Genomic DNA, 26,587 nt, shown 5'->3' with positions numbered 1-26,587 from the left:
TCACGCGTTCACCGCCTTCCGGGCGAGGGCCGCGGCCTGGTCCCGGTCCAGGGCGCCGTCGGCGACGACGGTGACGATCCGGCGTACGGCGGTCTCACCGGGCCCGATCGGCAGACGCTCGGTGTGGGCGAGGGAGGACCCGACTCCCGGGTACTCCTCGGCGCGGACGAACCACGGATCGCGGCGCGTGGTCTCGGTGGCGCCCGTGAACACGAGCGTCCAGTTGCCGCCGGAAAGCGCCAGCCAGTCGGCGCGGCGCCCGTGGACCGCCGGCTCGCCCTCCGCGTCGGCGGTGAAGACGCGGGGCGCGGCGGCCTCCTTGCGGGCCCGCCAGAAGAACCCGCCGTACGCGGCGCCGGGGCGGCCGTTGGTGGCGGGGCTGCCGATGGACACCGGGGCGTCGGTGATGTTGGTGAGGGAGAAGGTGAAGTCCAGCGCCCAGGCCGAGTCGGTGAGTTCGGTGGCCGCGACCGTACGGCGCTCGCGCAGCAGCTCCCGGGAGGAGGCCACCCAGCGCAGTTCCTCGACGAAGCCGTCGGGGTCCCGCAGCTGGAAGGAGGTGTGGCGCTGGGAGCCGTGGTTGGCGAGTTCGGTCGGGCCCCGGTCGCGGACGTAGGTGCGTCCGCCCCAGAAGTTGTGCCCCTCGACGTCGGGAACGGCGACACCGACGCCGAGGTGGTGGAGGTGGTCGGCGGGACTCAGTTCGGTGACCGCCGTACCGGACAGGGTGGTGACGGGGTGCAGATAGGGGCGGGGCGCGTGCCGCTCCGGAAGTTCGGGCCGGGTGAGGTAGCGGCCCACCGGACGGCCCGCCACCCGCAGGACGAGGGATGCGTCGGTCGTCATGTGCTCACCTCTTTCGCCGGTGGTGCGGAAAGCGCCCAGGGGGCGCCGAGTTCGGAGTAGAGAGCGAGGTTGTCGGCGGCCGCCGCGACCAGGCCGTCGATTCCGTCGACGACCCGCCGGTCCTCGTCGGGCAGCCGGTGCCAGGCAGCGGCCGGGAGGACGACCGGGTCCGGGGCGAGCCGGATCGCCTCGACGACCCTCATGAACGCGCCGGTCACCGCCGGCGGGACCAGCAGCTCGGTGCCGTCGACGAGGTGGTCGACGAGGTTCTCCAGCAGGTCCGTGCGGCCGTACTCGATCTCCTCCGGGCCGTGCCCGGCCCGCTGGACCAGGACGCGGTCCTGCTTGTACCAGAAGGTGATGCGGCCGCTGGTGCCGTGGACGACGTTGTACGGCTCGTCCGGGTCCTCGGCGCACAGCGTGGCGGCGACGGTGACCCGGCCGCCGTCGGCGGTGGTGACCCGGACGCAGGAGGTGTCGTCGGACTCGATGTCGTTGGCGCGCAGCAGTTCGGTCTCGATGGCGGTGACGTCCTCGGCACGGTCGGCACCGGCGAGCGCGAGCCCGGTGGCGACGGCGTGCGCGAGGGGATTGGTGAGCGCCCCGTCGATCACGTCCACGCCGTTCATGCGCCGCTTGCCGGCCCAGGGCGCGCGGCGGTAGTACGCCTCGGGACGCGCCCAGACGCCCGCTCCACCGATGCCGACGACCTCGCCGATCAGGCCCTCCGCGACCATCCGCCGGATCGCGGGGAGCGCGTGCGAACCCAGCGACTGGAAGCCGATCTGGCAGACCGTGCCGGCGTCGGCGACCCCGTCCGCCATCCGGCGGAACTCGGCGTACGACGGGGCGGGCGGCTTCTCCAGCAGGACGTGCACGCCCCGGCGGGCCGCCGTCAGCGCCAGGTCGGTGTGGGTCGGGATCGGGGTGCAGATCACCGCGATCGCGGCGCCCGTGGAGTCGAGGAGCGCCCCGAAGTCGGCGGACTGCTCGGGCGTGCCGAGGCCGTCCGGGATCTCGTCCGCGCCCAGCGGGGTCAGCTCGCAGATGCCGGCGAGCCGGACGATCCCCTTGTCCGCGAGGCGCCGGATGTTCTCCAGGTGCCAGCGGCCGTGGCCGCGCGCTCCCGCGAGGACGAGCGGAAGCGGGCTCTCGTACGTCGTGGTGTTCATCGGATCCTCCCTGCGCCCGCGCCGCGGGCCACCTCTCGGTCGGCCCTCCCGGCGCTGTCGATCTTCTGGTGCAGGGTAGGCGTCCAGCCCACGTCGGCCGTGAGATCCCGCTCGCTGCCGGAGTTGTAGGCGTTGTGGATGGCCAGGAGATCCACCGGATAGCCGTTGAACAGGGTGCCCGTCTGGTGCAGGGCGGTGCCGTTCCAGCTCTTGACCAGATCGGCGGCCTCGACGTGGCCGGGGGTGGTGAAGGCGTTGTTCTCCGCGTACACGGCGGACTCGGTGGAGACGCCCAGGGAGTAGCGGTAGTCGTGGGCGTCGGCCGGGACGACGTAGCGGTTGTTGTAGAGGTGCACCTGTCCGAAGCGGACGCGCGGCGCGCGCTGCACGACGTTCTCGAACTGGTTGTGGTGCAGCGTCACCCGGAGCTTGCCCCGGTCGCCGGTGGCCGTGTCGCCGTTGCCGATGAGGATGCCCTTGTCGTGGTCGGCGAAGCGGCTCCACGAGACGGTGACCAGGTCGGAGGCGTTGGTGATGTCGAGCAGGCCGTCGTGCCGGAGGTAGTTGCGGCCGAAGTAGGTGGGCTCGTCCTCGTCGGGGTGCCCCTGGTCGGAGATCGTGACGTGGTCGATCCAGACATGGCTGGAGCCGCGCACCCAGATGTTGTCGTACGCCGTCTTCCAGTCGCCGAGGCCGCCGGTGTTGGGCTGCCAGAGGGGGAAGCAGTCGTAGGCGTCGCGGAGTTCGAGGTTGCGGACGATCACGTTGTCCGCGTCCCTGAGCTGGAGGCTCGCGCCCTTCAGGACGGCGCCCTTCAGGCCGACGATGGTGGTGTTGGAGCCGACGGCCAGCTCGATCCGCTCGGCCTGCCGGGCCGCCGACGCCCGGCGGGCCTCCTCCTGGGCACCGGCGGGCTTGGCGGAGCCCCAGGTGCGCGGGTCGTAGGCGGCCAGGTACTTCTTCAGGTCGTACCCGTCGGTCGCGTAGTCGGCGCAGTCGAGCCGGTCCCCGTCGTCGTCGGTGTTGGCGTCGACGGTCCCCGCGATCCGGATGATCTTCGGGGTGGCGCTGCCGCCGTCCAGGGCGCGGACCAGCTCGCTCCGGGTCCGGACGGTGAGGACATGGGCGTCGTCTGCGGTGGAACCCCCCGTGGTGCCACCGTCGGCGGCCGCCCAGCCGTCGTCCGTCGCGAGCGTGTCCCGGCTGATGTCCCGCCCGGCGCCCTGGGCCTCGGCCCCGGCCGGGAGGGTGAGCAGAACACCCAACAGTCCGAACCCGACGCCCAGTTGGACTCTTCTCATCCCTTCACCGCCCCCGCGCTGAAGCCCGTGATCAGCCACTTCTGGATGAAGGCGAAGACGATGACCACCGGGACCGCGGCGATGATGCCGCCGGCCGCCAGCGCGCCCAGGTCGACACTGTCCGCGCTGAGCAGGGTGTTGAGGCCGACCGGGATCGTCTGCTTCTCCTGGTTGCTGAGGAACATCAGGGCGAACAGGAAGTGGTTCCAGGAGTGCACGAAGGCGAAGGAGCCGACGGCGATCAGACCGGGCCGCAGCAACGGCAGCACGACCACCCGGAACGCGGTGAACCGGTTGCAGCCGTCCACCCAGGCCGCTTCCTCCAGCGTGTACGGCACGTTCTTGATGAAGTTGCTGATCAGGATGATCGACAGCGGCAGCTGGAAGACCGTCTCGGCGAGGATGACACTGCCGAGCGAGTTGATCATCCGCAGCTCGGCGAAGATCTGGAACAGCGGGACGAGGAGCAGCGCGCCCGGGACGAACTGGGAGCACAGCAGCGCCAGCATGAACCCGCGCTTGATCCTGAAGTCGAAGCGGGCGAGGGCATAGCCGCCGGCCAGGGCGACGAGCGTGGTCATCAGCAGGGTGACGACACCGACGAGCACGCTGTTCTGGAAGTAGACCCCGAAGCTGCGCTCGTTCCACACCTTCTCGAAGTGCTCGAAGGTCATCGGCCACGGCACGAGCGAGGTCGAGCCGGGCTTGCGCAGCGCGAACAGCAGGATCCAGTAGAAGGGGACGAGGGTGAAGACGAGATAGATCGACAGGGGCAGGTAGATCTGCCAGCGCGGGACCTCGTCCCAGGCGCGGCGGGCCTTGTGCGGGCGCTGCGGGGGCTCCTCGGCCGCGGGCGCGGGCCGCACCGGGGCGACCTTCTCGACGTCCTTGGTGATCACTTGGACTCGCCTCCGAACTTGCTGAGCCGCAGATAGACCATCGAGCAGAAGAGCAGGATCACGAACGCGACCGTGGTCAGGGCGGACGCGTAGCCGAAGTTGTGGGCGTCGACCGAGGTGTTGGCGATGTAGAGGGGGAGCGTCGTGGTCTCCCCCGCCGGTCCGCCGCCGGTCAGGGTGTAGAGGAGGTCGACGTTGTTGAACTCCCACACCGCGCGCAGCAGCGTGGAGAGGATGATCGCGTCCTTCAGGTGCGGCAGCGTGATGTGCAGGAACTGCCGGATGCGGCTGGCGCCGTCGACCTCGGCGGCCTCGTACAGGTCCTTCGAGACGGACTGGAGGTCGGCGAGGATGAGGATCGCGAAGAAGGGGACACCGCGCCACAGGTCGGCGACGACCGCCGCCGAGAAGACGGTGGAGGTGTCGGAGAGCCAGCTGGTGCCGTACTCGCCGATGCCCATGTCCGCGAGGTAACGGGTGATGCCCGTCTGGGAGTTGTAGAGGAGCACCCAGATCGCGGACGTCAGCACGCCGGAGACGGCCCAGGGCGAGAAGACCAACGCCCGGCCGACGGCCCGGCCGACGAACGTCTGATTGACGATGAGGGCGAGCGCCAGACCGAACAGCAGCTGCAGCGAGACCTCGACGACCACCCACTTGGCGCTGAAGACGAGGGTGTCCCAGAAAAGGGGGTCCTCGGTGAAGGCGTGGACGAAGTTGTCGAAGCCGGCGAAGCCGTTCCGCCAGGGTTTCGTGGGGTTGTAGTGCTGCAGGCTGTAGTAGAAGACGCTGATGACCGGGTAGGCGATGAAGCCCAGCATGAGCAGGGCGGCCGGGGCGATCAGCAGGTAGGGCAGCCTGCGCGGGGTCGCGGAGGCACGGCGCGCACGGCTCCGCCGGGGTGGCGCGGGCGGTTTCGCCACGGCTGCGGCTTGGGCCATGACTGGGGCTCCGTTTCTGGGTACGTCGTGGTGCGTGGTCGTGCGTCGTGGTACGTGGTGCGTGGTGCCGCCTGGCGCAGGAAGCGCTTTCTCGACGGGCAGGGGACGGTCGGGGGCGCGGTACGGGGTGCCACGTGTGGTGCGTTCGCGGGTGCGGTTGCGTGGGGGCTTGTCGCGCAGTTCCCCGCGCCCCTTGAAGGGCCGGGGGTTCTCAGCTGGCGTACGGGTCCGGGACCTTGCCCGGCCTGGCCAGGAACTCGAAGTCGCAGCCGGTGTCGGCCTGGGTGATCTGGTCGTTGTAGAGGGCGCCGTAGCCGCGTTCGTAGCGGGTGGGGGGTGGGGTCCAGTCCTCCCGGCGGCGCTCCAGCTCCTCGTCGTCCACATCGAGTCGCAGGGACCGGGCCTGGACGTCGAGGGTGATGGTGTCGCCGGTGCGCACCAGGGCGAGGGGCCCGCCGACGTACGACTCCGGTGCCACGTGCAGCACGCAGGCGCCGTAACTGGTGCCGCTCATCCGGGCGTCGGAGATCCGCACCATGTCCCGTACGCCCTGCTTCAGCAGGTGGTCGGGGATGGGCAGCATCCCGTACTCGGGCATGCCCGGCCCGCCCTTGGGGCCGGAGTTGCGCAGCACCAGCACGCTGTCGGCGGTGATGCCGAGCGACGGGTCGTTGATCGTGCGCTGCATCGTCCGGTAGTCGTCGAAGACGACCGCCGGTCCGGTGTGCCTGAGCAGGTGCGGTTCGGCGGAGATGTGCTTGATGACCGCGCCGTCCGGACAGAGGTTGCCCCGCAGGACGGCGACCCCTCCCTCGGCGGCGACCGGGTTCTCCCGGGTCCGGATGACGTCGTCGTCGTGCACGAGCGCGCCGCCCAGCTGTTCGCGCATCGTGTCGTACGAGACCGTCGGCCGGTCCAGGTGCAGCAGGTCGGTGATCCGGGACAGGAACCCGGGGAGGCCGCCCGCGAAGTGGAAGTCCTCCATCAGGTACTTCTGGCCGCCGGGCCGTACGTTGGCGAGCACCGGCACGGTACGGGCGACACGGTCGAAGTCGTCGAGGGTGAGCTTGACGCCCGCGCGGCCGGCCATGGCGATGAGGTGGATGACGGCGTTGGTGGAGCCGCCGAGTCCGAGGACGGTGGTGACGGCGTCCTCGAACGCGTCCGCGGTGAGGATGTCGTTCAGCTTCCGGTCCCGGTGGACGAGTTCGACGATCCTGAGGCCGGCGGCGGCCGCCATGCGGTCGTGGCCCGAGTCGACGGCCGGGATGCTGGACGCGCCCGGGACCGTGACGCCGAGCGCCTCGGCGGCGGCGGTGAGCGTGGAGGCGGTGCCCATCGTCATGCAGTGGCCCGGCGAGCGCGCGAGACCGGACTCCAGTTCGGTCATCTCGCAGTCGCCGATGAGCCCGGCGCGCTTGTCGTCCCAGTACTTCCACATGTCGGTGCCGGAGCCCAGGACCTCGTTGCGCCAGTGGCCCGGCAGCATCGGCCCGGCGGGCACGAAGACGGCCGGCAGGTCGACGCTGGCCGCGCCCATGAGCAGGGCGGGCGTCGACTTGTCGCAGCCGCCCATCAGGACGGCCCCGTCGACCGGGTAGGAGCGCAGCAGCTCCTCCGTCTCCATCGCGAGCATGTTGCGGTAGAGCATGGGGGTCGGCTTCTGGAAGGTCTCCGACAGGGTCGAGACCGGGAACTCCAGCGGGAAGCCGCCCGCCTGCCACACCCCCCGCTTGACCGCCTGGGCACGATCCCGGAGGTGCACATGACAGGGGTTGATGTCGGACCAGGTGTTGAGGATCGCGATGACCGGCTTGCCGAGGTGCTCCTCGGGGAGGTAGCCGAGCTGACGGGTGCGGGCGCGGTGGCTGAAGGAGCGCAGCCCGTCCGTGCCGTACCACTGGTGGCTGCGGAGCTCCTCCGGCCTCTTCCTGGCGTGCGCGTCGTTCATATCGACCACCCGGCGGCGATGGCGGCGACCTCGGCGCGTTCGTCCTCGGGCAACTGTCTGCTGGGCGCCCGGACGTCGCGGCGGCAGAGGCCGAGGGAGGCGAGGGCCTCCTTGACGACGGTGACGTTGTTGGCGGAGCCGTTGGCGGCGCGCAGCTCCTCGAAGCGGCGGATCTGCTCCCAGATCTTCATGGCACCGGGGAAGTCACCGGCCCGGAGCGCCTCGATCATGTTCAGCGAGACGGCCGGGGCGACGTTCACCAGGCCCGACGTGAAGCCGGTGGCGCCGGCCGAGAAGTAGGAGGGCGCGTACGGCTCGGCGAGCCCGGCCACCCAGACGAAGCGTTCGAGGCCGGCGTCGCGGGCGAAGGCGGCGAACCTGGCGGCGTCCGGGACGGCGTACTTGACCCCGACCACGTTGGGGCAGGTGTCGGCGAGCCGGGCGAGCCGTTCGCCGGTGAGCTGCGCGTTGCGGATGTAGGGCACGACGCCCAGCTCGGGCACGGCCCGCGCGATCGCCCGGTGGTAGTCGACCCAGCCGTCCTGCGACACGTACGGGTGCACCGGCTGGTGGACCATCACCATCTGCGCCCCGAGCTCGCGGGCGTGCTCGGCGGAGGCGACGGCGGTGGGCACGTCGTGTCCGACACCGACCAGGATCACGGCCCGGTCGCCGGCCTCGTCCATCGTCAGCTCGGTGACCAGCCGGCGCTCCTCGGGGGTCAGGGCGTAGAACTCGCCGGTGTTTCCGTTCGGGGTGAGGGTGGTGATCCCTCCGTCGAGCAGCCGGCGCAACAGGGCCCGGTGGGCACCCTGGTCGACGGTGCCGTCCTCGGCGAACGGAGTCACCGGGATCGCCACCACGTCGGCCAGGGCCGCCCGTTGGGTCTCGAACGTCACGCTGCTCATGGATGACCTTCCTCTGCGAGGAGCTGGAGGACTGCGGAGGCCGGACGGGTCCGCCGCGCCGGGCGGGTTCGCCGTGCCTCGTGGACTTGGCGGCTTACCGGGCCTGCCGGGCCCGCAGGGACGGGTGGGCCTGCTCGTCCTCCCGCGCCCCGGGGAAGGCCCGTTCGACGAACGAGGCGATGTGGGCGTGCAGGGCGTCGGCCGCGCCGTCGGCGTCGCCGTCCAGGGCGAGCCGCAGGATCTCGCGGTGCTCTGCGGCCTCCCGTTCCCAGGAGGGGTCTGCGGCCCAGGCGACGGCCGACACCAGGGCGGCCTGGTCGCGCACCTCGTCGAGCATCCGCCCGAGCAGCGGGTTGCCGCACGGCACGTACAGGGCGCGATGGAACTCCCGGTTGGCCAGCGACCGTTCGGCGGTGTCCGTGGCCGCGTCTGCCCTGGTCAGCGCGTCGCTCGCCGCTTCCCACGGGGCGCCGCGCCGCACCGAGCGCCGCAGGGCCTCCGGCTCCAGGAGCAGCCGTACGTCGTAGACCTCGCGCGCCATGTCCGCGTCCACCATGCGCACCGTGACGCCCTTGTACTGGTTCATCACGACGAGCCCGGTCCCGGCGAGCGTCTTGAGCGCCTCGCGCACGGGCGTCTTGGACACCCCGAACTGCGCGGCCAGCTCGGTCTCGACCAGGGCCTGGCCGGGCGTCAACTGCCCGGTGAGGATGCGGTGCTTGATCCCCTCCAGCACGAACTGCGTGCGGGACGGGATCGGCGTGGGCACAGAGGTCATGCGCGCCTCTCGGTTCTCACGTGTGAGATCTCAGGTATGGGATCTCACATATCGCGTCTCATATATGACGTACGAAGTACGACGCGTTGAAGGTAGGGAGGGGCGTGATGTTTCGTCAATGCTTCTGACAGAAGAAGATGTGCCCGCCGTCACATGATCTTGAAATCACACGATCCTGGTGTCGCCCTCGCGCGCGCTCTCGGTCGGCCCGCCGAAGACCACGGCCGCCCGGCCGGTCGCCCCCTCCGGGGTCAGCGTGGGGCCCACATGGGTGATCAGCAGCCGGCTCGCGCTCTTCGCGTACGTCCCAGCCTCCTCCGGCGTGAGATGCACCCGGGGTTCACCTTCGCGATGGGTGTCGACGTCCGCCTCGCACAGGAACAGGTCCGCGCCGCCGGCGAGCCGGCTCAGCGCCTCACACGGGCCGCTGTCCCCCGAGTACGCGAAGATGCGCCCCTGGCACTCGGCGCGCAGTCCGTACGCCTCCACGTCGTGGAAGACGGCACGGGCGGTGAGCGTGAGATTCCAGTGCCGCGCGGTGTGGCCGTCGTACAGGGTCCGGAAGTCGAAGACGCTGTTCAGGAAGGCTGTGTCGGGCCGCCCCAAGAATCCCGCGAGGCGCTGCGCGCAGCCGTCGGGCGCGTACACGGGCAGCGGGGCGGGCAGGGTGAGGCCGCCGAACGCGAAGCCGTACAGCGCCGCCGCCAGGTCCGCCGTGTGGTCCGCGTGCAGATGGGAGATCCAGATCGCCGTGAGCCGGGTGGGATCCGTGTGCCGCTGCAACTCGGCGAACGTCCCGAACCCCGCGTCCACCCATATCTCGGCGCCCCCGCCCCGCAGCAGATACCCGGAGGCGGGCCGGCCCGGCCGGGGATACGGGGAGGCGGTGCCGAGGACGGTGAGACTCAGGGGCATGTCGGGGAGCGTACGGAGCGGCAGAGGGGGCGCGCGGCGTTTCACTGGTTCTGTCCTGGATGCGCCGGTGAGGGGCGGCCGGGCGCGGGCCCGCCCACTCCGCAGCAATCACACCGCCCCGGGGCGGCGCCCGCCGTGGCCGCGGCCGCGTCCGTGGCAGAGAGGCTGCCGGACGGCGCTCGCCGTCACGACGTGGACGCTGCCCCCGCCGAACCTCCGCCCCGCCACTGCGGCCGTCCCGCCCGCGAAGCCACCTGCCCCGGCCGCCGACACCACTCCGCCACAGCCGTCCACCCACGCCTCGCTCAACGGCGCCCCGCCGCACGGTCCGCCCCCACCCTCCGCAAGGAAACCGACACGGCGGACGCCGAGCCGCAGCCGCGTCCAGTGGGCTTCGCGAGGGGCCGGCTGCTCTCCACCGCCGGTGCCCCGGTTCCGCCCCGCCGCGCGGCCTACGGCTTCCAGAGCGGGTCGCGTCCGCTCAGGCCGATCGCCCGGTCCAGGAGCGGGGCCTCGTCCGGTACGGGCTGCACGGGGCCGAAGATCTCGCCGCGCGACGGATCGTCGGCCGAGGCGGCGAGGAAGGCGTGCGTCGCGCCGAGGGCCGCGGGATCGGGCTCGTACGCCTGACCGGTCGCCCGCGCCAGGTCCCAGCCGTGTACGACCAGTTCGTCGGCCGCCACCGCTCCGGCGATCTCCCCCGGCAGGGACACCCCGCCCGCCCGGGTCTCCCCCGCCCACGCGGCCGGGTCCCGCCAGGCCTCGGCGAATTCGTCGAGCACCTGCGGCAGCTTCTCGCGCCAGCCCGGCCCGATGTCGGGCAGCGCCGCCTGCGGGTCGGTGTCCGTCGTGGGACCGAGATCCTTCCGGCCCGCGTCACGGAAGGCGACGGCCAGTCCGAGCAGGTGCCCGAGGAGGTGGCGCACGGCGTACTCCGGGCACGGGGTGCGGTCCGACAGCTGATCGTCGCGGACGCCTCGGGCGAGACGGGCGACCACGCGGGCCTGCGAGGTGAGGTCGAGGGGGGCCGGTGCCTGGTCGTTCATGCGGAACTCCTGGGTACGTCTCGAAGGTGCGTCGGCGTGGTGCGGCCGTTGACGGTGTCGTCGGGTCTTCTGTCGGTAGACCCCCGGCGCCCCGAGAACTCATCGCTCGGCCCGCGTCCGTCCCTCCCGGCGACGTTTTCTAGGTCATCCGCCCGATCCGCGGGGCGGGGCCTCAGCACCACGATCAACGGACATGACCACCTCACCCGGCCCCGGACCCGGTCCCGAACTCACGCCCGAGACCACCACGCCCGCTCCCCCACCCCGCCCGGCATGGCGGGCCGCCCGCGTTCTCGGGGACCGCGACGCGGGGCCGTACCTCGCGGGCGTGGTGGTCTCGGGCCTGGGCTCGTCCGCGATGTGGCTGGTGGCGGGCGTCTGGGCCAAGGACCTCACCGGCTCGAACGCGCTGGCGGCGCTGTGCACGCTCGCCCTGTGGGCCCCGCTGCTCGTCGGCCCGCTCCTCGGCACCCTCGCGGACCGCCCCCGCCGCCGCGCCGTCCTGATCACCGCCAACCTGGTGCCGGCCGCCCCTCTCCTCACCCTCTTCACCGTGGACACCCCGGACGACCTGTGGCTCCTCTACGCGGTGCTCCTCGTCCACGGCGCGGCAGGCGTCGTCGCCGACGCGGCCGAGTCGGCCCTCATCGCCCGCGCCGTCGGCCCGTCGCTCCTCGGCGACTTCAACGGCCTGCGCATGACGGCCCACGAGAGCATGAAGCTGGTGGCCCCCCTGGCGGGAGCCGGTCTGTACGCGGCGTACGGCGGGGCCACGGTGGCGCTGCTGGACGCGGTCACGTTCGTCGCGGCGGCGGTGCTCTACGGGCTGGTGCGGGAGCGCGGGACACGCCCCGCCCCTTGCGAGGAGCCCACCCGGGGCCTGTACGCCCGCACGGCCGAAGGCGCCCGCCACCTCCTGGCCGACCCCCGCCTGCGCCCCCTGGTCCTGGCCGGCGGCACGACGATGCTGCTCTCCGGGGTGAACGGCGCCCTGATCCACGCGGTGGTGGAGTCCCTGGGCCGCTCCCCCGCCCACGCCGGCCTCCTCTTCCTCGCCCAGGGCGCCGGCTCGGTCGCTGTCGGCCTGGCCACGGGCCCCCTCCTGCGGCGCCTCGGCGACGTCCCCTTCGCGGCCTACGGCATCGCCCTGACGGGGGCGGCGGTGGCGGCCCGCACCGTCCCCGACGACATCACCGCCCTGGCTTCGAGCGCGGCGATCGGCATCGGACTCCCCTGTGTCCTGACCGCCACGCTCACCGCTGTCCAGCGCGAGACCCCGCCCGACCGGCTGGGCCGCACCACGGCGACCGCCCACACCCTCCTCTTCGCCCCGACCGCGGTGGGCATGGCGATCGGCGCGGGCCTGGTCGGCGTGGCCGGTCTCCCGGTGCTGCTGCCGGCCGTGGGCGCGCTCCTGCTCGTGACGGCGGCCCGGCTGCTGTGCCGGCGCTGAGCGGTGGGGGACCCTGGTGGCATGGGCAACGTCATCTGCGACATCACGGTCTCGGCCGACGGCTACTCGGCCGGGCTCGGCCAGAGCGAGGAACGTCCCTTCGGCGACGACGGCGGTGACGGTTCGGGCGGCGGACTGCACGCCTGGATGTTCGACACCCCCGAGGAGAACCGGGCCGAGCTCGACCGGCTGAGCACCGCCGGCGCGTTCGTCATGGGGCGCAACATGTTCGGCCCGGTGCGCGGCGCGTGGGACCGGCCGTGGAACGGCTGGTGGGGCGACGACCCGCCCTTCCACGCACCGGTGTTCGTGCTCTCCCACCATGCGCGCGAGCCCCTGCCGATGGACGGCGGCACCACCTACCACTTCGTCACGGACGGCATCGCCCCGGCCCTGGCGCGGGCCCGCGCGGCTGCCGGCGACGGGGACGTCACCGTCCTCGGCGGCGCGACCACCGTCAACCAGTACCTCGCCGCCGGCCTGATCGACGAGCTGCGCCTGCACATCGCGCCCCTCACCCTCGGCGCCGGCACCCGCCTCTTCGAGGGCGTCCCCCCGCTGCGGCTGGAACAGGTGGCCTCGCGCGCGGCGAGCCTGGTCACCCATGTGACCTACCGCGTGCTGCCGCGCTGAACCCGTCGCCGCCCCATGGACCGCGCCCTCGGGCCGGTGGGCCGGGGGGCGGCCACGGCAGCGGCTCACCCCACCGCCGTCAACGCCTCCCGCACCGCCGCCAGGTCCTGGTCCGAGGCGAGCCCCGCGTGGTAGAGCCGGAGTTCCGTGGCCCCCAGCTCCACCGCCCGCCCCGCGTCCTCCGCCAGGGTGACCGGGCTGCCGCCCATGCCCGACACGATCGGGAAGTTGGCGGCCAGCACGGCCCCGTCCGCCCCGGCCTCCGTGAACGCCGGCAGCAGCCCGGGCCCGCCCCCGCACGGCACGACGACACCGTCGGCCACGCCGAGGATGTGCCGGGGGTCCACCCCGGGGTTGGCCCCGCAGTGGTACGTCACCGGGTCCGCGTGCAGCAGTACCTGGAACCCCGCGGGCGCGGCGGCCCGTACGGCCCCGACGGTCTCCTCCTGGAGCGAGCGGGCGATCGCGTCCCGCCACACCCGGGTGGCCGCCGCCCGGTCGGTCCCGAGGAGCTTCTCCACGGCCGGCCAGCCCTCGTCGACGCTCTCGCCGCGCCACAGCGGTTCCAGCGCCGTGCGGACGGCGGCCGCCAGTTCCTCGGGGTCCTGTCCGGCACCGGCGTACCCGTCGCGGCAGGTGCGGCAGAAGCACAGCGACATCAGGTACTGCCCGGCGTCACCGAGCCCGACCCCGCCCGTCTTGTCGTGGGCGTGCAGGTGGGCGACGCCGTACCAACCGAGCGACTCCAGCTCGGTGCCGCGCGCACCGGGCCGGACCGCCGCCTCCACGGCCAGATCCACCAGGTACTCCCGGGTGTCCGGCTGTGCGACGCAGGGGGCCCACGGATACCGGTCACCGTAGGCGTTGACCACGGAGGTCGAGGGATGCTCGGCGCCCAGCCTGGAGTTGTGCGCCAGGACCACCCAGGTGTGCACTTCGAGTCCGGCGTGCGCGAGCGCCGTCGCCGCCTCGCCGAACGCGTCGCCGAACGCCCAGTCCCCCGCCGTGTACGGCCGCAGCGTACGGCCCTCCCATCGCGCGCCCGGCGGATACAGCACGGCCGCGTGCTCGGCGGTGACGATGCGCTGCCGGGGGTGGCGGGGGGTGAGCGCGCGGGTGGAGTGGTAGGCGGAGGCGAGCGTCGCCTGCCGTACCCCCAGTGCCGCGACGCGCTCGGCGGCGGCCGGATCCCCGATGACGTCCCACGGGTAGACGAACGTCGACGCCTTCACTTGCCCTCCAGGCACTCTTCCAGCAGCGCGTGGCCGCGCTCGATCAACTCACTCAGCCGCTTGACGTGTTCACCGGCCGGCTCGTGCAGCGGCGGCCGTACCTCTCCCACGTCCAGCCCCCGTAGCCGTACCCCTGCCTTGACCAGTGACACCGCATAGCCGCGTCCCAGGGAGCGGAGTGCGACGAAGGGCCGGTAGAACCCGTCGAGCAGCCGCTGCACGGTCGCGTCGTCCCCCGCGCCGAGCGCCCGGTGGAAGGCCAGGGCGATCTCCGGGACGAAGCAGAAGACGGCCGACGAGTACAGGGAGACCCCGACGGCCCGGTACGCGGGCTGGGTCAGCTCGGCGGTCGGCAGGCCGTTGAAGTAGAGGAAGTCGTCCGGGCCGGAGACCTCGCCACGCACCGCGCTGACGATCCGCGTCATCAGGTCCAGGTCGCCGAGGCCGTCCTTGAGGCCGACGATCCCTTCCGTGCGCGCCAGTGCGACCACCGTCTCCGGGGTGAACACGGCGTTGTCGCGCTGGTAGACGACGACGGGGAGAGAGGTCGCCGCGGCGAGTTCCCGGTAGTGGCGCAGCAGCCCCTCCTGGGCGGCCACGACGAGGTACGGCGGGAGGGCGAGCAGGCCGTCGGCCCCGGCCTCCTCGGCGAGGCGCGCGTAGCGCACGGCGAGGGCGGTGCCGTAGCCCGCGCCGGCCACCACCGGCACCCGGCCCGCCGTTTCCGCGACGGCGGCCCGTACGCACTCCTGGAACTCCTCGGGCGTGAGCGCGTGGAACTCGCCGGTGCCGCAGCAGACGAAGACGGCGGCGGCACCGGCCTCGACGCCCCGGCGGACGTGCGTGCGAAGAACGCCGGTGTCGATCGCCCCGTCCGGGCCGTACGCCGTGACGGGGAAGAACAGCGGTCCGCTGGGGACCCTGAGCCGGGCGGCGAGCGGGGCTGACGTCACGGGCTGTCCCAAGTCCACGGGCTCTCCCAGGTCCATGTCACTGATCAGTGTTTACATTTCTGAACAACCTCACGCTAGGGCGCCCGCTCCGGGCCGGTCAAGCCGGACAACCCGCGCCACACCAGCGATTTCACGCCTCGGCGCCCCCCTTGACGCACAGGACGCGCACTCCCTAGCGTGTCCATGAATGTGAATGTCGGACGCCCATGTGCACGGCTGGCGATGCAAGGAGATCCAGGATGCCCGCTCCCCGCACCGTTCTGCTCACCGGCGCCGCCGGCGGGCTCGGCACCCTGATGCGGGACCTGCTCCCGGCCCACGGCTACGAGCTTCGCCTCCTGGACCTGCTGCCCGTCGAGGGCGCGCCGGACGCGATCACGGCCGACCTCGCCGACAAGAAAGCCCTGCGCGAGGCCGTGCGGGGCGTCGACGCGATCATCCACCTCGCGGGCATCTCCCTGGAAGCCTCCTTCGAGAAGATCCTCGCGGCGAACATCGAGGGGACCCACAACCTGTACGAGGCCGCCCGTGCGGAGGGCGTGCCCCGTATCGTCTTCGCGTCCTCCAACCACGCCGTGGGCTTCACCCCCCGTCCGGTGGGCCAGGATCCGCTGATCCCGGTCGACACCCCGCACCGCCCCGACACCTTCTACGGCCTGTCCAAGTCCTTCGGCGAGGACCTGGCACAGCTCTACTGGGACAAGTACGGCCTGGAGACGGTCTCCGTGCGCATCGGCTCCTGCTTCCCCGAGCCCACCAGCGTCCGGATGCTCTCGCTCTGGATGAGCCCGGCCGACGGCGCCCGCCTCTTCCACGCGGCCCTGACCGCCGAGCACGTCGGCCACACCGTCGTCTACGGCTCCTCCGCCAACACCCGTCTGTGGTGGGACCTGTCCACCGCCCGCGCCCTCGGCTACGAGCCGCAGGACGACTCCGAGCCGTACGCCGAGAAGCTGATCGCCGAGCAGGGCGCACTGGACCCCGAGAACGTGGCCCACGCCAACCTCGGCGGCCACTTCGTGAGCGACCCGCCGATCTGGCCGTACTGACCGGCCGTACCGGCACGGAAGGCTCGTGCGCCGTACGGGAAACGAGGGCCGTACGCCGTGCGGAGGGAGCGGGCGGGCACCGAACGGGCCCGCCCGCTCCGGCATATCGGCCGCGTTCCCGCGGCTCGGGGCGGCGGACCGCGCGACCGGGGCCACGCTCGGCCCAGGGGGCTCGGACGGACCGGCGGGCGCGCCGGCCGGCGACCGAAATTCGCTGGGACGGCGTCGCCGGCGCCCCTACCATCCGGGACATGCCACGCCCCAGCGGATTCACCTACACCGAGCACTCCGACCACACCGTGACGATCGACCACCACGGCCGCGCGGCCACGACGCTGCGGGGCCCCCGAGCTGCCCGGTTCCTCGCCGAGGTCGCGGCGGGCGACCCGCAGCTGGTCATGGCCCGCTGGACCGGGAACTACCGCCGGGGCAACGAACGCACGGCCCGGGAGCACCCCCGCAACCGCCGCTGACCCGAACGGCCGCCCCGCGCGCCCGGGTAAGGGAACGGTAAAGCGGCCTGAATCGTTCACCCCGCATGACCGCTATGACCCCCGGCTCGAACATCCCGCTGCCCGTCACCCGCGTCGCGGTGGACGTCTCCGCCCCCGTGCGGCTCGACGTGTCGGGCCTGCTGCTCACCGTCGACGGCAAGGTGCGCTCGGACGACGACTTCATCTTCTACAACCAGCCGACCGGGCCGGGCGTGACCTACCGCTCCGGCGGCGGCACCGCACCCGACTCGATCACGGTGGACACCTCCGCCGTGCCCCCGGGCATCGAGAAGATCGTCGTCACGGCCAGCCCGGACGCGGCGGGCCAGACCTTCCAGGGCGTCGAACCGACGGCGACGATCCGCGACGCGGCGAACGGCTCCGTGATCTCCACGTTCACCCCGCCCCAGCTGGGCACGGAGACCGCCCTGGTGATCGTCGAGATCTATCTGCGCAACGGCGCGTGGAAGGCCCGCGCGGTCGGTCAGGGATACGCGAACGGTCTCGCGGGCATCGCGACGGACTTCGGTGTCACGGTGGAGGAGCCCGCCGCGGCCGCCCAGCCGGCCCCCGCGCAGCCCGCTCCCCCCATGCAGCCCCCGGCAGCCCCGCCCGCCCCCGCCATGGACCCGCGGGTCGTGGCTCCCCCGGTGCCGCCGGCCCCGCCCGCCGCGCCCCCGGCGCCCGCCCCGGGCGCCGGAAAGATCAACCTGGACAAGGGCCGTGTCAGCCTCCAGAAGAACCAGACGGTCTCCCTCGTCAAGGGCGGCCGACCGCTGCTCTCCCAGGTCAAGATGGGTCTCGGCTGGGAGCCGGCGTACCGGGGCAAGGACATCGACCTCGACGCGTCGGTCATCGCGTACGGCCCGCAGCGCAACCACATCGACAGCTGCTACTTCGGCAAACTGTCGATCGTGAACGGCGCGATCAAGCACTCCGGGGACAACCTCACCGGCGAGGGCGGCGGGGACGACGAGGTGATCGTGGTCGACCTCGGACGGCTGCCCCAGGAGGTCACCGGACTGGTCTTCACGGTCAACTCGTTCTCCGGCCAGAAGTTCACCGAGGTCGCCAAGGCCTACTGCCGGCTGCTCGACGCCGCGACCGGCGAGGAGCTGGTCCGCTTCGACCTCACCAGCGCCGAGGCCCAGACCGGCGTGATGATGGCCAAGCTGATCAAGCAGTTCAGCGGCGAGTGGGAGATGACCGCGATGGGCGACTTCGTGAAGTCCCGCACGGTCAGGGGGATGGTGAAGCCGGCGGCGCAGGCCCTCTGAGGCGCACGCCCGCGACACCGGGTGCCCCGCGCACGCGGGGCACCCGGCCGGCCGGCGAGCGGTGGGACCGAGCCCCCGCTCCCTACTGGATCACTCCGCTGTAGGCGTTCAGCGCGGGCTGGCCGCCGAGGTGGGCGTAGAGCACGGTCGACTCCGGGCCGATCTCGCCGCGCTCGATCAGGTCGATCATCCCGGCCATCGACTTGCCCTCGTACACGGGGTCGGTGACCATGCCCTCGGTGCGGGCGGCGAGCTGCATGGCGACGAGGGTGGCGTCGTCCGGAACCCCGTAGGTCCCGGCGTGGTAGCGCTCGTCCAGCTCGACGTCGGCCACGGTCAGCTCCCGCTCCACGCCGATGAGTTTCCCGGTGTTCCGGGCGATGCGGGCGACCTGCTCCCGGGTGGAGGTCGGCTTGGCCGAGGCGTCGATGCCGATCACCCGGCGCGGCCTGCCGCCCGCCTCCTCCAGCGCCGCGAAGCCGGCCACCATGCCGGCCTGGGTCGAGCCGGTCACCGAGCACACGATCACCGTGTCGAAGAAGACGCCCAGCTCCCGCTCCTGATCGGCGACCTCGTACGCCCAGCCGGCGAAGCCGAGGCCGCCCAGGGGGTGGTCGGAGGCGCCGGCCGGGATGGCGTACGGCTTGCCGCCGCCCTCCTCGACCTCCCTGAGCGCCAGCTCCCAGCTCTCCTTGAAACCGATCCCGAAGCCGGCCCGGACGAGCCGTACGTCGGCGCCGGCCAGCCGGCTGATCAGGATGTTGCCGACCTTGTCGTACACCGGGTCCGGCCAGTCGACCCAGCTCTCCTGCACGAGCACGCACCTGAGCCCGGCGCGGGCGGCGACGGCGGCCACCTGGCGGGTGTGGTTGGACTGCACGCCGCCGATGGAGACGAGGGTGTCGCAGCCCTGGGCCAGCGCGTCGGCGACGAGGTACTCCAGCTTGCGGGTCTTGTTGCCGCCGTACGCGATGCCGGAGTTGCAGTCCTCGCGCTTGGCCCAGACGGAGGCCCCGCCGAGGTGCGCGGTCAGCCTCTCCAGGGGGTGGACCGGCGAGGGCCCGAAGAGAAGGGGGTAGCGCTCGAAGGAAGACAGGGACACGGGTTCTCCCGGGTGGGGTGGGGCGGAGCGGGACGGGCGAGGCGGAACCGGCGGGGCGGGGGCTCGGGGGACGGGGACGCGAGAGGGCGGGGGCGGTCGGGTCAGTGGTCCGCTCGGCGCACGGGCGCGTCGCCCGGTTCGTGGGCGGGCTGGTGGACGGTCTCGTGAGCGGACTCGGCCGACCCGGCGGGCTCGGCGGACTCACGGGACGGCCGTGGCGTGGAGGCGTCGGCCGCCTCTTCCGGGGACGCACGGCCCGTATCCCCGGTGGACGCGACGGCCACATCCGCGGTGGACGCGACGGACACACCGCCCGCCTCCTCGTCCGGGCCGTCCGGGCCGTCCGGGCCGTCGGCGAGTGCGGCCAGGCCGCGCCAGATCTCCGCCGTGACGCGGACCGCCCCGTCCGTGTCGCCGGCCGCGCAGGCCGCGATCAGCTGCTCGTGCAGTCCGGCCGAGCGGCAGTTGCCGCCCTCGCCGAAGCGCCGTCGCTCCAGCCGGCGGATGAGCGGGGTGTAGCGGGCGACGGTGGCGGCGGCCGCGCGGTTGCCGCTCACCCGGACGAGCACGTCGTGCAGTTCGTCGTCGGCGACCAGGGCCGCGTCGACGTCACCCGTGCGAACGGCCGCCGCGAACCGCTCGTTGGCCGAGCGCATCATCTCGACGTCCGCGGCGAACAGCCGGGGCACGGCGGTCCGGGCGACCAGCTCATGCATGGCCCCGACCACGGCGGCGGCGTCCCGCACGTCGGAGGCCACGACGGCCGTGACCCGGGTGTAGCTCTGCGGCTTGCTCTCCAGGAGTCCCTCGTCCACCAGCCGGGAGAACGCCTCGCGCACGGGCGCCCGGGACAGTCCCAGCAGCTCCGCGAACTCGGCGTCCCGTACCACCGCGCCCGGCTCGATCTCCCCGGCCACGATGGCGTCCCGGATGGCTTGGTAGGCGCGGTCCCTCAGCAGGGTGCGCGCGACCGGTCGTATGGCCTCCATGAACTGAAATGTTAGATGCCAGTGCGTCTGCCGAACAAGAGTGTGGCCCGTGTCCCCCTGGGGACACGGGCCACACTCATCCCCCGTTCTCGTGGACCGCCGGTCCGCGGACCGGCGTCACCCGGCCGCCCACGGCCACTCGGCCTTCCGCACCCCCTCCAGCAGCGGCACCATGCGGAAGGCCGCGTCGGAGAGGCCGCCGAAGGTGTGGCGGTTCGCCGTGCCGGAGGGGCCGTGGCCAGCCCGGTACCCGGCGAGGTTCCAGGTGTAGACCGGCACCTCGGCCGGGACCTGCCGGGTCGGGTCGCCGTAGTGGCTGTGGCCGGCCTGCTCGTCGGTGACGATCAGCACCCGGTCGTGCCGGCGGTAGTGGCGGCGGACGGCCTCGGTGGTGTCGGTGCCGCCCAGGTCGCCGAACCGGCCGATGATCTTCAGCACCGACTCGCCCGCGTCGCACCGCACCACCCTGCTCGTGCTCCCGAACTCGACCAGATCCGCGTCCGCCGCCCGCAGCGCGAGCGCCGTGCCGAAGACCGCGGCCGCGTCGGCGTAGGTGAGCGACGAGCGGTCGGTCAGCCGGGAGCAGAACATCGAGCCCGAGCGGTCGACCAGGACCAGGGTCCGGCCGGGCAGCGCGGGCACGTTGGCCAGCGAGTGGCCGAGCGCCTGCTCCAGCGGGTACGCCCAGCGCAGCGAGGGCGCGTGGCGGTACGCCGAGAGGTAGCGGAACGGGAACTGGCGCGACCGCGCGACCTCCGCCGGGTCACTGATCCGCGCCGCGACCTGGGCCGCGACCTCGTCGGAGACGCCCGCCCGGTCGAAGTTCCGCAGGTTCCTGGTCAGCGCCATGGCGCCCATGGACGGAATGACGGCTTCCCAGGCCGCCCTGTCCAGCGGCCCCTGCAGCCAGCCCGCCAGCGCCTCCCAGGTCATGCCCGCGTCCGCGAGGCGCCGGGCGCCCCCCGAGCCGGTCACGACCCGGCGCCGCTTCGCGGGCCGCAGTTCCATGAGGTCGCGGTGCGCGGCGAGCATCGGCAGCGAGCGGGGCACGACGGCCGAGTCCGGGTTGTGGCGCCGGTCGAGGGCGTACTGGAACAGGTCCCCCTGCCACGGCTTGTCCGGGTCCGGCGCCGCGTGCACCAGGTTCAGGATGTCGCCGAAGCGGTAGCCCTTGGACGCGGTGTCGTACTTCAGCAGCGTCTTGGGGCTGTAGAGCCGTCGCACGGCGTCGGCGACGCCCCGCTTCACGGGCTTGGGGAGGTTGCGGCCGTACCGCGAGGTCCAGTAGGCGAGCAGTTCACCGGGCTCGTCGGGGCGCCGGAGCACCGAGGCGACGACCTCGCGGTTGGTGGGCCCGTCGGTGACGCCCGCGTCGAGCCGCGCCTTCACGTACTCGGCGGCGCCCACGAGGGAGGCCGTACGGAGGTTGCCCTCGCCGCGCAGCCAGCCGAGCAGGCCGGCCGTCCACGTGGGGTCGGTGACGGCGAGCCGGCGCACCAGCGCGGCGAACCGCTCGTCCCGGTCCTCGCCGCTCTCGTAGAAGGTCTTCTGCGCCACGAAGTTGGCGATCGAGAGCAGGAACAGCTCGGAGCGCTCGTCCCGCTCACGGCCCCGGCCGCCCTCGTACGTACGGAGCACACGCCCCGTGGAGGTGACACGGGAGGCGGGCCGGGCCGCACCGGCCTTCGTGTTGAATCGCGCCATGGTGAACTCCCCCCGAATTCCTCGCCACATCACATTCCGTACGAGGAATCCCTGTTCCTGATTTCTGAATTCTGGTTCGGGGGAGGCACGGCGGATGGAGGGTGTCCGAGATCGAAGTCGGCGGCGGCGCTTATGACAGGCGCGTCTTCCGTTCCGCCACACCGACCCGTGGTCGATGACGGGATTCGAACCCGCACGAGGATTTCTCCTCACCAGTTCCCGAAGTATCCGCTGCCTGCGCACCGGGCACCCACCATCTGCCGCGCCTCCCGAGATCGAAACGCACCGGGAGGTGCGTGAAACTTTGGGTGTCCAGAGATCGAAGCCGGCGGAACCGACGTAGGTGCTCTAACCCCTGAGCTACACCGGCGTGTTGGTACCGGTGGCGGGACTCGAACCCGCGGCCGCCCCATTATGAGTGGAAGTAGGTCCTGCCTTCGCACCTGGACGCGCATCACTCTAGGAGGCGTACCACGGGACGGGCCAATGAATTTACTGCCGCCTCTGCCGCTTCCACGGTCCGGTGATCGCGAGCAGAATGCCCGGCGTCTGGATGTTGGCGTACAGGGTCTTTCCGTCGGGCGAGAAGGTGACGCCGGCGAACTCGCTGTATTCCGGCTCGTCCGCGGTGCCGATGTTGAGATCGTTGCGGGCGATCGGGTAGGTGCGGCCGCTGTCGGTGGCGCCGAAGAGATGGGAGATCCCCTCGCCGTCCTCGGCGAGGACGATGCCGCCGTACGGGGAGACGGTGATGTTGTCCGGGCCGTCGAGGGCGCCGTCGACGGACGGGTCCGGGTTGACGCCGAGCAGGACCTTCAGGGTCAGGGTGCGGCGCTTGGGGTCGTAGAACCAGACCTGGCCGTCGTGCCGCACGGGGCTCTCGTCGCGGGCGTACGAGGAGACGACGTACGCGCCGCCGTCGCCCCACCACATGCCCTCCAGCTTGCGGGCGCGGGTGATCTCGGTGGCGGTGAACTGCTTGCGGACGGCGACGGTCCGGGCGTCCCGGTCGGGGACGTCGATCCAGTCGACCCCGTACACCGTGCCGGTCTTCGTGGCACGGGACAGGTCGTCGACGAACCGGCCACCGGAGTCGTAGCAGCGGGGGGCCTGGAGGACGCCCGCGTCGTCGGCGAGGGTACGGAACCTGCCGGGGCCGTGGGTGAAGCCCTTGGGCGGGGTCCAGCGGAAGAAGAGACCGTTGGGGGACGCCGCGTCCTCGGTGAGGTAGGCGTGGCCGCGCCTGGGGTCGATGACGACGGCCTCGTGGTCGTAGCGGCCGAAGAACTTCAGCGGCTTCGGGGCGCGGTTGGCGCGGCGGTCGCAGGGGTCGACCTCGAAGACGTAGCCGTGGTCCTTGGTCATGCCGTTGACGCCGGCCCGGTCGGAGTTCTCCTCACAGGTGAGCCAGGTGCCCCACGGGGTGCTGCCGCCCGCGCAGTTGGTGGACGTGCCCGCGATGCCGACCCATTCGGCGACCCGGCCGTCGGGCCGTACCTCCACCACGGTGCAGCCGCCGGCCGCCGCCGGGTCGTACACCAGTCCCTCGGTGAGGGGCACCGGGAACTCCCAGTTGGCCCGGGGGCCCTTCAGCTCGTGGTTGTTGACGAGGAGAGTGGTGCCGCGGGGGCCGGGGAAGGCGGCGGTGCCGTCCTGCTTGGCGGGGGTGAACTCGCCGGACTCCAGCGTCGTCCTGCCGCTGTACGTGAGGATGCGGTAGCTGAATCCGGCGGGCAGGGCCAGGATGCCCTCGGGGTCGGGCACGAGGGGGCCGTAGCCGACCCGTTCCGCCGCGCGCTCGGTGCCGGTGCCGGTCTGCGGGTGCGGTTCCCGTTCGAGGTCCGGATCCGTCGAGGCGAGCGCGTTCGGCGCGGTGGCCAGTGCGCCCACGCTGCCGGACAGCACGACACCGGCTCCGGTGACCGCGGATCGTCCGGCGAAGTCCCTGCGGGTGAGCGGCATGCTGTCTTCTCCTGTGTGGCGGTGGAGGACCGTGGGGGCGGACCCGAGGTGTCGCGCCACGGTCGCGCTCCCGCCTGAACACCGCTTGAACGCGGGGAGAAGGCCGCCCCCCGTCTTCGGTGAACCACCGAGGGGCCGCGCCCGTTCGCCTTCGCCCGCGCCTCAGGTCTCGGCGACGTCCGGGCACGTCGGCGAGTGCGGCTCCGGTGGGGTCTGGTCGCGCTGTTCCCCGCGCCCCTGAAAGCGGGGGCTGCGCCTCGCGCTTCTCAGGCCCGTCGCCCCGTCGCCCCGTCGCTCCTCAGGCCCGCAGGACCGGTGGCTTTTCAGGCCCGCCGGGCCGCGCTTTTCAGGCCGGCAGGGGCCTGGTGCTTTAGACGTCGTCTCATTTGGAGTACTGGGTAGTCTGCACCGTGTGGTGATGGTCGAACGCTTGGTGCCGGACGATTTGTGGGAGCTGTTCGAGCGGGTGGTCCCACCTGCCCCAACGCGGCCGCAGGGCGGCGGTCGGCGCCGGTACGGGGATCGCGAGGTACTGGCCGCGATCATCTTCGTGGCCACGACAGGCTGCACCTGGCGACAACTGCCGCCCGTCTTCGGCCCCTCGGGGCCGACCGCACACCGGCGCTTCACCGAGTGGACCGCCGCCCGGGTCTGGGCGAAGCTGCACCGCCTCATCCTCGACGAGCTGGGCTCGCGCGGAGACCTGGACTGGTCGCGCTGCGCCATCGACTCCGTGAACATGCGGGCCCTGAAAGGGGGGACCTGACAGGTCCGCATCCTGTCGACCGGGGCAAGAAGGGCTCGAAGGTCCACTTGATCACCGAGCGGACCGGTTTACCCCTCTCCATCGGGATCTCCGGCGCGAACCTGCACGACAGCCAGGCGCTCGAGCCGCTCGTGCGCGGCATCCCGCCGATCCGATCGCGCCGCGGCCCACGCAGACGACGGCCCGCCAAGCTGCACGCGGACAAGGGCTACGACTACGACCACCTGCGCCGATGGCTACGCAAGCGCGGCATCCGGCACCGCATCGCACGCAAGGGCATCGAGTCCTCCACCCGGCTGGGCCGGCACCGCTGGACGATCGAGCGCACGATGTCCTGGCTGGCAGGCTGCCGCCGCTTGCACCGCCGCTACGAACGCAAGGCCGAGCACTTCCTGGCCTTCACCGCCATCGCCTGCAGCCTCATCTGCTACCGCAGACTCACCAAATGAGACGATGTCTTAGGCCCGCAGGGGCCTGATGCCTCTGGGCCCGCAAGGGGCCTGACGCTTTTAGGGGCGCGGGGAACTGCGCGAGAAGCCCCACCGGGCCCGCAGCCGCCCACGCACCCGCACCCCCGAGCGCCTGGGCGCCCCCGAGCCACCGGGCGCCCCCGAAACTACTGCGCGGCACTCCCCGTCCCCTTCTGCGACCGCGCCTTGAACGCCGCCTTGCGAGCCTCCTTCGCCACCCGCTTGTCGGGGTGGATCCGCCCCATCGCCTCCAGGACATCGGGCGTCGCGGGATGATCCACCCGCCACGCCGCCGCGAAGAACGACCCGTGCTGCGCGGCCAGCCCCTCCACCAGCGCCCGCAGCTCCGCGGAGTTCCCCTCGGCCGCCAGCTGTGCGGCGACCGTGTCGATGGTCAGCCAGAAGACCATCGCCTCGGACGGCACGGGCACGTCGGCGGCACCGTTCTCCGTCAGCCACACCCGGGCGAGCCCGCCCAGCTCGGGGTCGTCCAGCACCTCCCGGAGGGCCGGCTCGGCCACGGCACCCACGAGGGACAGCGCCTGCTGGCAGCGCAGCCGCCGCAGCGGGGCGCCCGCGTCGGTGCCCCGCGCGGCGGCCAGCAGCTCACGTGCGGCGGCCGACGGCTCCCGGCGGGCGAGCCACTGCTCGGTCTCGGCCTGGGCGGCCGCCGGCGGGAACCCGGCGGTGCCGTCCAGCAGCGCGTCCGCGCCCTTGTCGACGAGGTCCCCGACCGCGGGTGCCGGCACGCCCGCCTCCAGGAGCCGGGCCCGCATCCCGAACAGCCCGAGCGGGGTGAGCCGGACCATGCCGTACCGCGTGACATCGGTGTCGTCGACGGCGGGCGCGGCACCCGGCCCCTCGGCGGCGGCCTCCTCCGCGTCCGTCATCAGCGCCTCGTCGACCGGCTGGTACTCCACCAGTCCGATCGGCTCCAGCACCCGGAACTGGTCGTCGAGCCGCATCATCGCGTCCGAGACCTGTTCCAGCACGTCGTTGGTGGGCTCCCCCATGTCGTCGGGGACGATCATCGAGGCGGCGAGGGCGGGCAGCGGCACCGGTCCGTCGGGGCCGTCCTCGCTGACGGTGAGGAGGTACAGGTTGCCGAGCACCCCGTCGAGGAACTCCGCCTCGGTCTCGGGGTCCCAGTCCAGTCCCGAGAAGTCGATCTCGCCGCCGGAGTCCATCGCGTCGACGAGGCCGTCGAGGTCGGGCACGGCCGCGTCGGCGAGGACGGTCTCCAGGGCCGTGAGCCAGATGCCGAGTACGTCCTGCGGTCCGCCGGAGGTGAGGAGCGCGAGTTCCTCGCCCACGGTGACCGTCCGCTCCTCCCCTGCGCCCGGCCCGTCGGCCGCCTCGGGCCCGCCGGGGTTCACGATCTCGACGAGTCCGGTGTCCACGGCCACCCGCCAGGCCTCACTGGCCGACGCGGCCGCGTGGTCGCCGTCCTCGCCCTCGACGCCCGCGCCGGTGAGCCCGAGCGCCTCGGCGGCGGCGGGCAGCTGCTCGTCGACGAGTTCGCCGCCGGTGCCCACCCGCGTGCCGGGCCCGGCCCAGCGGGCGAGCCGCGCGGCGCGCGAGAGCAACGGTGTGGCGAGCGCCTCTCGCGCCAGCTCGGCTGCGGGGAGAAGCCGCACCGGCGGCAGTGGCGAGCTGTCTGACATCGGCGGGGATCTCCTCGGAACGGGTGCTGACGAACGACTGCCGAGCGACGGGTACGCCCCCGCGAGGGGGCTTCCGTGCGCG

General features: G+C 72.5%; 23 protein-coding genes. 6 read left to right on the top strand and 17 right to left on the bottom strand.

All coding sequences use genetic code 11. The features are described from left to right. From ACFU5F_RS24925 to ACFU5F_RS24880, 10 genes are all read right to left on the bottom strand, one after another. Window positions 1–846, bottom strand: a complete 846-nt coding sequence (locus tag ACFU5F_RS24925; protein ID WP_383891222.1) for a PmoA family protein — start codon at window positions 844–846, stop codon at window positions 1–3. Next, window positions 843–2,018, bottom strand: coding sequence for a Gfo/Idh/MocA family protein (locus tag ACFU5F_RS24920; protein WP_383891219.1), 1,176 nt, complete (start codon window positions 2,016–2,018; stop codon window positions 843–845). Before ACFU5F_RS24920 ends, ACFU5F_RS24925 begins: the two co-directional genes overlap by 4 nt. Further along, window positions 2,015–3,319, bottom strand: a complete 1,305-nt coding sequence (locus ACFU5F_RS24915; protein WP_383891216.1) for a polysaccharide lyase family 1 protein — start codon at window positions 3,317–3,319, stop codon at window positions 2,015–2,017. Before ACFU5F_RS24915 ends, ACFU5F_RS24920 begins: the two co-directional genes overlap by 4 nt. Continuing rightward, the gene (locus ACFU5F_RS24910; RefSeq protein ID WP_383891214.1) at window positions 3,316–4,218 is read right to left on the bottom strand and encodes a carbohydrate ABC transporter permease; all 903 of its coding nucleotides are present in this window, start codon (window positions 4,216–4,218) and stop codon (window positions 3,316–3,318) included. Before ACFU5F_RS24910 ends, ACFU5F_RS24915 begins: the two co-directional genes overlap by 4 nt. Next, window positions 4,215–5,159: a carbohydrate ABC transporter permease gene (locus ACFU5F_RS24905; RefSeq protein WP_383891211.1), complete on the bottom strand. Its 945-nt coding sequence runs from the start codon at window positions 5,157–5,159 to the stop codon at window positions 4,215–4,217. The genes ACFU5F_RS24910 and ACFU5F_RS24905 overlap by 4 nt, the downstream gene beginning before the upstream one ends. A 211-nt stretch (window positions 5,160–5,370) precedes the next feature. Beyond that, window positions 5,371–7,110 carry an L-arabinonate dehydratase gene (gene araD / locus ACFU5F_RS24900; RefSeq protein ID WP_383891208.1) on the bottom strand — a complete coding sequence of 580 codons (1,740 nt, stop codon included), beginning with the start codon at window positions 7,108–7,110 and terminating at the stop codon, window positions 5,371–5,373. Further along, complete coding sequence (locus tag ACFU5F_RS24895) at window positions 7,107–8,018, bottom strand: dihydrodipicolinate synthase family protein (protein WP_383891206.1); 912 nt, start codon at window positions 8,016–8,018, stop codon at window positions 7,107–7,109. The genes araD and ACFU5F_RS24895 overlap by 4 nt, the downstream gene beginning before the upstream one ends. A 94-nt stretch (window positions 8,019–8,112) precedes the next feature. Then, the gene (locus ACFU5F_RS24890) at window positions 8,113–8,796 is read right to left on the bottom strand and encodes a GntR family transcriptional regulator (RefSeq protein ID WP_383891204.1); all 684 of its coding nucleotides are present in this window, start codon (window positions 8,794–8,796) and stop codon (window positions 8,113–8,115) included. 165 nt (window positions 8,797–8,961) lie between these two features. After that, window positions 8,962–9,711 carry an MBL fold metallo-hydrolase gene (locus ACFU5F_RS24885; protein WP_383891201.1) on the bottom strand — a complete coding sequence of 250 codons (750 nt, stop codon included), beginning with the start codon at window positions 9,709–9,711 and terminating at the stop codon, window positions 8,962–8,964. A 452-nt stretch (window positions 9,712–10,163) separates the two neighbouring features. Further along, a complete protein-coding gene (locus tag ACFU5F_RS24880; protein ID WP_383891198.1) occupies window positions 10,164–10,757 on the bottom strand; it encodes a TIGR03086 family metal-binding protein in 594 nt (197 codons plus the stop codon). Window positions 10,758–10,950: 193 nt separating this feature from the next. Between ACFU5F_RS24880 and ACFU5F_RS24875 the strand changes: the two genes are divergently transcribed. After that, window positions 10,951–12,210, top strand: coding sequence for an MFS transporter (locus ACFU5F_RS24875; RefSeq protein WP_383891196.1), 1,260 nt, complete (start codon window positions 10,951–10,953; stop codon window positions 12,208–12,210). Window positions 12,211–12,231: 21 nt separating this feature from the next. Then, window positions 12,232–12,843 carry a dihydrofolate reductase family protein gene (locus ACFU5F_RS24870; RefSeq protein ID WP_383891193.1) on the top strand — a complete coding sequence of 204 codons (612 nt, stop codon included), beginning with the start codon at window positions 12,232–12,234 and terminating at the stop codon, window positions 12,841–12,843. A 65-nt stretch (window positions 12,844–12,908) separates the two neighbouring features. Here the strand turns inward: ACFU5F_RS24870 and ACFU5F_RS24865 are convergent, their stop codons facing one another. Both ACFU5F_RS24865 and ACFU5F_RS24860 read right to left on the bottom strand, forming a co-directional pair. Then, a complete protein-coding gene (locus ACFU5F_RS24865) occupies window positions 12,909–14,075 on the bottom strand; it encodes a hypothetical protein (protein ID WP_383891191.1) in 1,167 nt (388 codons plus the stop codon). Further along, window positions 14,072–15,064, bottom strand: coding sequence for a 5-dehydro-4-deoxyglucarate dehydratase (locus tag ACFU5F_RS24860; RefSeq protein ID WP_383891188.1), 993 nt, complete (start codon window positions 15,062–15,064; stop codon window positions 14,072–14,074). Before ACFU5F_RS24860 ends, ACFU5F_RS24865 begins: the two co-directional genes overlap by 4 nt. A 203-nt stretch (window positions 15,065–15,267) precedes the next feature. Here ACFU5F_RS24860 and ACFU5F_RS24855 point away from each other — a divergent pair, with 203 nt between their 5' ends. The 3 genes from ACFU5F_RS24855 (at window position 15,268) to ACFU5F_RS24845 (ending at window position 17,848) form a co-directional block, all read left to right on the top strand. Then, complete coding sequence (locus ACFU5F_RS24855) at window positions 15,268–16,077, top strand: NAD-dependent epimerase/dehydratase family protein (protein ID WP_383891185.1); 810 nt, start codon at window positions 15,268–15,270, stop codon at window positions 16,075–16,077. 251 nt (window positions 16,078–16,328) lie between these two features. After that, the gene (locus ACFU5F_RS24850; RefSeq protein WP_383891182.1) at window positions 16,329–16,550 is read left to right on the top strand and encodes a hypothetical protein; all 222 of its coding nucleotides are present in this window, start codon (window positions 16,329–16,331) and stop codon (window positions 16,548–16,550) included. A 74-nt stretch (window positions 16,551–16,624) separates the two neighbouring features. Further along, entirely contained in the window at window positions 16,625–17,848 is a 1,224-nt protein-coding gene (locus ACFU5F_RS24845; protein WP_383891278.1) for a TerD family protein, read from the top strand. Between the two features lie 82 nt (window positions 17,849–17,930). On the opposite strand, the gene ACFU5F_RS24840 is transcribed toward ACFU5F_RS24845, so the two are convergent. From ACFU5F_RS24840 to ACFU5F_RS24825, 4 genes are all read right to left on the bottom strand, one after another. After that, complete coding sequence (locus ACFU5F_RS24840) at window positions 17,931–18,950, bottom strand: 1-aminocyclopropane-1-carboxylate deaminase (RefSeq protein WP_383891179.1); 1,020 nt, start codon at window positions 18,948–18,950, stop codon at window positions 17,931–17,933. A gap of 101 nt (window positions 18,951–19,051) precedes the next feature. Then, complete coding sequence (locus ACFU5F_RS24835) at window positions 19,052–19,939, bottom strand: FCD domain-containing protein (RefSeq protein WP_383891176.1); 888 nt, start codon at window positions 19,937–19,939, stop codon at window positions 19,052–19,054. Window positions 19,940–20,056: 117 nt separating this feature from the next. After that, window positions 20,057–21,643, bottom strand: coding sequence for a TROVE domain-containing protein (locus ACFU5F_RS24830; RefSeq protein WP_383891173.1), 1,587 nt, complete (start codon window positions 21,641–21,643; stop codon window positions 20,057–20,059). A 492-nt stretch (window positions 21,644–22,135) separates the two neighbouring features. Beyond that, window positions 22,136–23,605, bottom strand: coding sequence for an alkaline phosphatase PhoX (locus ACFU5F_RS24825; protein WP_383891171.1), 1,470 nt, complete (start codon window positions 23,603–23,605; stop codon window positions 22,136–22,138). A 418-nt stretch (window positions 23,606–24,023) separates the two neighbouring features. On the opposite strand from ACFU5F_RS24825, the gene ACFU5F_RS24820 reads away from it, so the two are divergent. Then, window positions 24,024–24,820 (top strand): IS5 family transposase gene (locus ACFU5F_RS24820; protein ID WP_383891168.1). Its coding sequence is split into 2 segments (ribosomal slippage): window positions 24,024–24,359 and window positions 24,362–24,820, totalling 795 coding nucleotides; the frame shifts between segments, so codons are not numbered across the junction. A 167-nt stretch (window positions 24,821–24,987) separates the two neighbouring features. Here ACFU5F_RS24820 and ACFU5F_RS24815 read toward each other — a convergent pair. Further along, window positions 24,988–26,505: a hypothetical protein gene (locus ACFU5F_RS24815; RefSeq protein WP_383891165.1), complete on the bottom strand. Its 1,518-nt coding sequence runs from the start codon at window positions 26,503–26,505 to the stop codon at window positions 24,988–24,990. Window positions 26,506–26,587: the final 82 nt, after the last annotated feature.

Origin of the sequence: Streptomyces sp. NPDC057438, from assembly GCF_042802995.1 — a bacterium.
Classification (GTDB): domain Bacteria; phylum Actinomycetota; class Actinomycetes; order Streptomycetales; family Streptomycetaceae; genus Streptomyces.
The sequence above is the reverse complement of the archived record's forward strand: the minus strand, read 5'-3'. Positions and strand labels throughout refer to the sequence as shown.